9 protein-coding genes and 2 pseudogenes are annotated in these 4,884 nt (G+C 69.1%); 7 read left to right on the top strand and 4 right to left on the bottom strand.

Going from position 1 to position 4,884, the window contains the following annotated elements:
- The 5 genes from AC08OP_RS17050 to AC08OP_RS17030 form a co-directional block, all read left to right on the top strand.
- Positions 1 to 526 (top strand): metal ABC transporter permease (locus AC08OP_RS17050; protein ID WP_476615098.1); only part of this gene is annotated, 526 nt, incomplete at its 5' end.
- Between the two features lie 125 nt (positions 527 to 651).
- Positions 652 to 795: a hypothetical protein gene (locus tag AC08OP_RS17045; RefSeq protein WP_476615097.1), complete on the top strand. Its 144-nt coding sequence runs from the start codon at positions 652 to 654 to the stop codon at positions 793 to 795.
- Positions 792 to 1,043, top strand: a complete 252-nt coding sequence (locus AC08OP_RS17040; protein WP_476615096.1) for a type B 50S ribosomal protein L31 — start codon at positions 792 to 794, stop codon at positions 1,041 to 1,043. The genes AC08OP_RS17045 and AC08OP_RS17040 overlap by 4 nt, the downstream gene beginning before the upstream one ends.
- Before the next feature lies 1 nt (position 1,044).
- Entirely contained in the window at positions 1,045 to 1,206 is a 162-nt protein-coding gene (rpmF, locus tag AC08OP_RS17035; RefSeq protein WP_071062807.1) for a 50S ribosomal protein L32, read from the top strand.
- Between the two features lie 325 nt (positions 1,207 to 1,531).
- Complete coding sequence (locus AC08OP_RS17030; RefSeq protein WP_476615095.1) at positions 1,532 to 2,527, top strand: ATP-binding protein; 996 nt, start codon at positions 1,532 to 1,534, stop codon at positions 2,525 to 2,527.
- 130 nt (positions 2,528 to 2,657) lie between these two features.
- Here AC08OP_RS17030 and AC08OP_RS17025 read toward each other — a convergent pair whose 3' ends face one another.
- The 4 genes and pseudogenes from AC08OP_RS17025 to rpmB all read right to left on the bottom strand — a co-directional run bounded on the left by AC08OP_RS17025 (position 2,658) and on the right by rpmB (position 3,507).
- Positions 2,658 to 3,080: a hypothetical protein gene (locus AC08OP_RS17025; protein ID WP_476615094.1), complete on the bottom strand. Its 423-nt coding sequence runs from the start codon at positions 3,078 to 3,080 to the stop codon at positions 2,658 to 2,660.
- Positions 3,077 to 3,187, bottom strand: a pseudogene (gene rpsR / locus AC08OP_RS17020) (30S ribosomal protein S18); the annotation flags it as partial. The pseudogene rpsR and the gene AC08OP_RS17025, both read right to left, overlap by 4 nt.
- Positions 3,185 to 3,271 (bottom strand): annotated as a pseudogene (rpmG, locus tag AC08OP_RS17015) (50S ribosomal protein L33); the annotation flags it as partial. The pseudogenes rpmG and rpsR, both read right to left, overlap by 3 nt.
- Positions 3,271 to 3,507 carry a 50S ribosomal protein L28 gene (rpmB, locus tag AC08OP_RS17010; protein ID WP_071062797.1) on the bottom strand — a complete coding sequence of 79 codons (237 nt, stop codon included), beginning with the start codon at positions 3,505 to 3,507 and terminating at the stop codon, positions 3,271 to 3,273. The gene rpmB and the pseudogene rpmG, both read right to left, overlap by 1 nt.
- A gap of 409 nt (positions 3,508 to 3,916) precedes the next feature.
- Between rpmB and AC08OP_RS17005 the strand changes: the two genes are divergently transcribed.
- Together AC08OP_RS17005 and AC08OP_RS17000 are read left to right on the top strand one after the other, a co-directional pair.
- Positions 3,917 to 4,795: a class I SAM-dependent methyltransferase gene (locus AC08OP_RS17005; protein WP_476615093.1), complete on the top strand. Its 879-nt coding sequence runs from the start codon at positions 3,917 to 3,919 to the stop codon at positions 4,793 to 4,795.
- Positions 4,792 to 4,884: GTP-binding protein (locus tag AC08OP_RS17000; protein WP_476615102.1), on the top strand; the 93-nt coding region annotated here is incomplete at its 3' end. The genes AC08OP_RS17005 and AC08OP_RS17000, both read left to right, overlap by 4 nt.

Raw genomic sequence — 4,884 nt, 5'->3', positions numbered from 1 at the left:
CTCGGGTCACGCCCGTACCCTCGGCGTGCGGATCGGGCTGGTCGACACCGCGCTCATCGTCGGGCTCGGCCTCGTCGTCGTCCTCGGCCTGACCACCGTGGGCGTTCTCATGGCGCTGACCCTGTGCATCGCCCCGGCCGTCGCCGCCCGGCTGCTGTCCAGCCGCCTGCGCGGGGTCCTTTTCCTCTCCGCGGGCCTCGGTGCCGCGGCCGGCCTGGCGGGTCTCCTGGCCAGCTACCACCTCACCCTGCCCGCGGGCCCGGCCCTGCTGGCAGCCATCCCGCCCGACGCGCGGCGCGGTCGCTTCGATGACGGTTTCGGCACTCTGCTGAACGGAAGGCCGCCGCTGGAGCCGTCGCACGGTGTGGCGGTTGTCCACTTCGCCGCGCGCCGTCCGTTCCACCCGATGCGCCTGCATGGCGCCCTGGACGTGCTGCTCGACGGTGTCGTGCGTACCCGTGGCCGGTTGTGGGTCGTCAGTCAGCCGGACAGGGCGCTGTGGCTGGAATCGGCGGCGGTGGGCTGACGATCGGCAGCCTCGGGTCGTGGCTCACCGCTGTGAGTGACTGGTCGCAGGCCCCGCCTGCCTGCCTTGTGGAGGGTTCGACGAGCCGGGACCGCCGCCCCGGCGAACGCGGGCAGGAGGTGGTCGTGATCACCCTGACCGCGCCACCCGAAGCGATCATCACCGCCCTGAGTGAGGCGCTGGTGACCGACGAGGAACTGGAACTGGCCGGCGAACTGGATTTCGTCGACCCGTTCATCGAGTCGTACGACGAGATGGAGGAGCTGTGAAAAAGGATATACACCCCGACTACCATCCGGTTGTCTTCCAGGACCGATCGACCGGAAAGGCCTTTCTGACCCGGTCCACGGCCACGTCGGACCGCACGATCGACTGGGAGGACGGCAACGTCTACCCGCTCATCGCGGTCGACATCACAGCCGATTCGCATCCGTTCTGGACGGGTGACCAACGGGTGATCGACACCGCGGGCCGCGTCGAGAAGTTCAACCGCCGCTATGGAAAGAGGAGCCGCTGACATGGCCGTCCCCAAACGCAGGACCTCCCGCAGCAACACCCGGCACCGTCGCGCCCAGTGGAAGGCCGTGGCGCCCGACCTGGTTCCGGTGACCACCCCCGACGGCCGCACGCTTCGGGTGCCCCGTCGGCTCGTCGCCGCCTACAAGCGCGGGCTGCTGTGACCACTGGGGAAACCTGACGCCGGTCCCCGGCCGCGCCTGCCGTACGCGAGCGGGCCCATCACAGGGGTGCCCACTTCTGCCTGCGGCAGCGAAGCTGGACCAGGCCAGGTGACTGGCTGTGGCCTTTTCCCCCCGGGCTGGCCTGGTGTGGTCGTCGGGCGCCTATCGTCGAGCGCGCGTTAGGCTCCTGCCGGGGGTTGGGTGCATCGGCCTGGTCGGCTCGGCCGGCACGCCGGTGGCGCGGCCGGCTGATCTAAATGAAAACGGGTATCGTTGCGACGTCGCTGGAGCACAGCAAGGTCGCCATGGTCAAGGAGTGCCGCGCGTGAAGATTGCTTTTGTTGGCAAAGGTGGCAGTGGGAAGACCACGTTGTCTGCCCTGTTCTGTCGGCATCTGGCTGCGTCCGGGCATTCGGTTCTGGCGATCGACGGGGACATCAACCAGCATCTGGGTGCCGCGTTGGGGATTGCCGATGACGTGGTGCCGCCACCGATGGGCGAACATCTCGTCGAGATCAAGGACTATCTGCGGGGCGACAATCCCCGTATCCCGTCGGCGGAGGTGATGGTGAAGACGAGCCCGCCGGGGGCGGGTTCGCGCCTGCTCGGTATGGGGGATCCGCTCTGGTCGCGGTTCGGTTTGGATGTGGGGGGTGTGCGCCTGCTCGCCACGGGGGCGTTCGCCGAGGAGGATCTCGGAGTGGCGTGTTTCCATTCCAAACTGGGCGCCGTGGAGCTGTTGCTCAACCATCTGCAGGACGGCCCCGGCGAGTATGTGGTGGTGGATATGACGGCGGGAGCCGACGCGTTCGCGTCGGGATTGTTTACCCGGTTTGACCGGACGTTTCTGGTGTGTGAGCCGACACGGAAGGCGGTGGCGGTTCACCGTCAGTACCAGGGATATTCGGCGGAGTTCGAGGTGGCTTTGTCGGTGGTGGGGAACAAAGTCACCGACGTCGGGGATGCGGAGTTTCTGCGCCGCGAGGTCGGCGCGGATCTGTTGGCGTGGGTGGGCCAGTCGGCACCGGTGCGGGCCATGGAGCAGGGGCGCGCGTTCGCCATCGACGATCTTGACTCGGCGGATCGCGCGGTGCTGGATCAGATGAAGGCGGTGGTGGACGCGACGGTGCGGGATCCGGATCGCTTCCTCGCGCAGATGCATCAGATGCATCTGCGCAACGCGTCGGCGTGGGCGAACACCGCGGTGGGGGCGGATCTGGCCGGCCAGATCGATCCTGACTTCCGCTTTGGGGCCGACCTGGTGCCAGCCGCACGCCACGGCTTGGGCGTGGCCGCCGGTGCACGAGGGGGAGCGGGCTGATCTCCGGGGAGGCCGCGCGGGAGCCGCGCGGCCTCCCCGGCCGCCGAGCCGCCTTCCAGTGGTCAGGACCCACGTCGCGCCCGCCCGCCGCATCGGCTGCGCGTTGCGGCAAGTGCCGGTGCTGGCGGATTCAGGCGCGGCGGAGAGCGATGACGTTGTCCGCGACCGTCGCTGTCGTGTGTCCGTCCGGGCCAGTGGCGGTGCGGTGGATCCGCTCGCAGCGTGCGGTGAACCACTCGGCGGGGTCCAGGCCGAGCTCGTGGAGCGTCTGGCGGGGGGTGGGGAAGTCCGCGGGGTCTCGCTGCTGCCAGGACCAGGGCGCCGACGACGCGTGGTCGATGAGGAGGAAATAGCCGCCTGGTGCGACCTGGGCGGCTGCCTGATGCAGGACGCCACTGCGGTTGATCTCGACGGGGCTGTGGAAGGCGTTGGGGAGCCTCGCTGGTCCTGGGTCATTGCTGCCCTGGTAGTGGGGTTGCCAGAATTGTTCGCTGGGGGAGGCGTCGTCGATAGCCGTATGGTGGCCTTCGTCACCGCCCGATGCCGAGCTCATCGTGGCCGGGTGGAATAGGGGAGAAGTGCCATCTCTCGCGCGTTCTTGATCGCGCGAGCGACTTCCCGATGCTGTTTCGGCGTGAGTCCCGTGATGCGGCGGGTGCGGCGGTTCTTGGTTGTGATGTAGGTGAAACCGGTCCCCGCGGTCGACCGGAGCTTGATCTTCTGGCGGGCCTCGTTACGGGCCATCAGACCTTCACTCCCTGGGCACGCAGCCGGCGCACGATCGCCTCAATCCCAAGCTTGTCGACCGTCTTGATGCCCTTGGCGGACAGGGTCAGGGTCACCCGTCGGTTCTCGCTGGGCAGCCAGTAGGTCTTCTTCTGGATGTTGGGGTTCCAGCGGCGCCGGGTGCGGACATGCGAGTGGCTCACCCGCATGCCGAACCCGGGCTTGCGCCCCGTCACCTGGCAGTGCGCCGACATATGCGTTCTCCTGGTCTGCGGAGGGTCGGGGGCTGGTAGGGCCTGCGCTCGAACGGACCCGTCGCGCGCAGTGCGCGCAGCAGTACCGTCAGCTCGCTCCGGCTGATCTGGTGTTGCCCGACAGGTCTCCTGCGGCCGTTCATCGACCCGCCCGCTGCTGGTAGTGATGGAAGTACATCATCCGTAATGAAAATCGTTTTCATCATGCCCGAGAGGTGGTCCCGATGTCCAGCGGTGGTGGGTCGATCCCGCATGTCGGCCGTGGTGGTGCGCCCGCTCGGAGGGGGCGTGGGCTCGGGTTGGCCTCGGGTGTGACGGTGCGTCGCGGCTCGCGGGGGAGGTCTGGCTCGCGGGCTTGGCGCCGGTCGTTACTGTAATGACAATCGCTACCAGTAATGGAGGTGGGGTCATGACGTGGCGCACGGGCGAACGAGTGGATGACTCCGACAGGACGGGCGCGGACGCTTCCGGCGGCGTCGACCTCGGGCCCGTCGCCGAGACGCTGCTCATTCCGCTTTACGGTCGGGCGGAGCTCACGCGGCGCGGTGAGCGCCTGGTGGCCGATCCGAGGGCGGTCGAGCTCGTGGCGGCGATCGACTACGACTTCGCCCGGTTCGAGGGGCTGCCCAGCCTGGTCGGCGCCGCCTGGCGGACGGCGGTGTTCGACCACTGGGTCGAGGCGTGGCTTGACCGTCACCCCGCCGGGACGGTGGTCGAGATCGGCGTCGGTCTCAACACCCGCTATGAGCGGGTCGCGGCCGGCCGGGGCCGCTGGATCGAGCTGGACCTCCCGGACGCGATGGCGTTGCGCCGGCGATACTTCGCCGACGACGAGCGCCGCCGCTCCGTCGCCGCGTCGGTGCTCGATGACGGCTGGCTCGACCTGGCGGCGGATACCGGGCCGGGGCCGTGGCTGTTCGTCGCGGAGGCGGTGCTGGGCTTCCTCGACGCCGACGAGGTGCACGGGGTTCTCGACCGCATCGCGCGGCGGCTGCCCGGCAGCACCGTCGCGTTCGACAGCTGGGGCGCCTGGATGCGGGAGCACCAGGAGGAGCACGACGCGATGAGCAAGGTCTCCGCCCGGGTGCGGTGGTTCTGCGACGAGCCCGCGGATCTCGCCGGCCCGGTCCGCGGGTTCGATCTGGTGGAGTCGGTGCGGCTGACCGAGGCCCCGCAAGCCGTGCTCGAGCGCCTGCCAGAGGACGTCACCGCGAGCCTGCCCACGCTGCGCACGGAGCCGCAGGTGCTCGACTACCGGCTGAACCTGGCCACGGTCGGTGCCGCGTGAGCACCGATCCGCGTGTCCCGGTCACCGTCCTGTCCGGCTTCCTCGGCGCGGGCAAGACCACGCTGCTCAACCACGTGCTCGCCAACCGC

Source organism: Frankia sp. CeRuru1 (genome assembly GCF_977966315.1).
The sequence above is the reverse complement of the archived record's forward strand: the minus strand, read 5'-3'. Positions and strand labels throughout refer to the sequence as shown.